The organism is Arthrobacter sp. Dra40 (assembly GCF_059091905.1).
Map to the genome: position 1 here is coordinate 1 of NZ_JBNHHB010000470.1, position 1,575 is coordinate 1,575.

2 protein-coding genes, 1 tRNA gene and 1 pseudogene are annotated in these 1,575 nt (G+C 62.9%); 2 read left to right on the forward strand and 2 right to left on the reverse strand.

The features are described 5' to 3' along the window. Nucleotides 1-348: pseudogene (locus AC5RWT_RS37280) on the forward strand (glyceraldehyde-3-phosphate dehydrogenase); the annotation flags it as partial. Between the two features lie 101 nt (nt 349-449). After that, nucleotides 450-650: a hypothetical protein gene (locus AC5RWT_RS37285; RefSeq protein WP_494043550.1), complete on the forward strand. Its 201-nt coding sequence runs from the start codon at nt 450-452 to the stop codon at nt 648-650. A 7-nt stretch (nt 651-657) separates the two neighbouring features. On the opposite strand, the gene def is transcribed toward AC5RWT_RS37285, so the two are convergent. Continuing rightward, the gene (gene def / locus AC5RWT_RS37290; protein WP_494084601.1) at nt 658-1,230 is read right to left on the reverse strand and encodes a peptide deformylase; all 573 of its coding nucleotides are present in this window, start codon (nt 1,228-1,230) and stop codon (nt 658-660) included. 149 nt (nt 1,231-1,379) lie between these two features. Beyond that, nucleotides 1,380-1,452 (reverse strand) — tRNA-His (locus tag AC5RWT_RS37295). Nucleotides 1,453-1,575 lie beyond the last annotated feature (123 nt).

Consider the following 1,575-nt stretch of genomic DNA (forward strand, 5'->3'; position numbering starts at 1 on the left):
ACCCCGGACGTTTCGATGGCCATTCTGAACCTGAACCTGGAGCAGGATGCCACCAAGGAAGGCCTGAACGAGTACCTGCGCGGCATGTCGCTGAACTCGGATCTGCGCAAGCAAATTGATTACGTCAACTCGCCGGAAATCGTCTCCACCGACTTTGTCGGTTCGCGCCGCGCCGGCGTGGTGGACGGTCTGGCGACCATTGCCAATGGCAAGAACGCCGTGCTCTACGTCTGGTACGACAACGAGTTCGGTTACAGCTGCCAAGTGGTCCGCGTGCTGGAGGAGATCGCCGGGGTCAACCCGAAGATCTTCCCGGCCGTGATGGAGCCGGTGGCGGAAACCGTCTAACGCGGCTTACCCAGCAATCACGACGGCGGAGGGCCGGCGGCAGCAAACGCCGCCGGCCCTCCGCTATGGCTTTAGCCGGATGGCGTTCCTACAATGGCCGCATGGTAGAGATGACGCGGTGGGAACAGGCACAGGCCAATCACAAGGAAGCCGAGCGGCTGCTGCATGCGGCGGAGGATGCATACGCCCGCGGCAACGTGCCGGAGAAGCGCATCGCCGAGCTCAAACGGCTGCGCGACATTACACTTGAGGACCTGCGCCGCTGCGAGAAAGACCACAGGTCGGGCCTCACCGACAGCTGAATAAGGATCAGTGGCCGAACGGATCCGGATCGATTCCGGGCAGCCAGGTGTTGCCGGGGACGCCCCAGCCTTCCTTCCTGATGTTTTTGCGGGCGCGCTTGCTCCACCGGTCATTGAGCCGGTCAATGTACAGCTTGCCGTCCAGGTGGTCGTATTCGTGCTGCATCACGCGGGCGAACCACCCCGTTGCCTCAAAGTCCACCGGCGTGCCGTCCGCGTCGAAACCGCGGACTCGGGCCCACTCCGCCCGCTTCAGCGGGTAGCTGTGACCCGGCACGGACAGGCAGCCCTCGTTTTCCTCGTCGGGGTCGGGTTCCGCACCGGAGACTTTGCCGAGCACCAGCGTCGGGTTGACCAGCACGCCCCGCGGCGGGACGTCGTCGTCATTGGCAAACTCGTAGGTGAAGATCCGCAGACCGACTCCTACTTGCGGAGCAGCCAGGCCCACCCCATTCGCTTCGTCCATCGTCTCGAACATGTCCGCTATCAAGGCCCGGAGTTCCTCGTCAAAGGTCTCTACCTCGACGGCGCGGCGGTGCAGCACCGGTTCTCCGGTGACGGTGACGGGGCGGACACTCATTTTTCTCCTTCATTCCGGATGAAGCTTTTCCCACATGGGCACCGCCGCCTCGACGGTGCTGTGGGGACGCTACCCCTACAGCGGGACATGCAAAGAGCCGTCCCGGCGTGCGGGACGGCTCTTCCTGCCGGCTTATGCCGGACCTTCGGGGTGAGTAACGGGGATTGAACCCGCGACCTCCTGGACCACAACCAGGCGCTCTGCCAGCTGAGCTATACCCACCATGTGCCCTCTTGTTCCTCCCGACGGGCCCCGCTCAAGCGGTTCCTGCCGGTCTCCAACCAGTAAGGCAACGCAGACTAGTTTACATGCTTTTCATCTGGCTTTTGCCACTTTAGACCATTC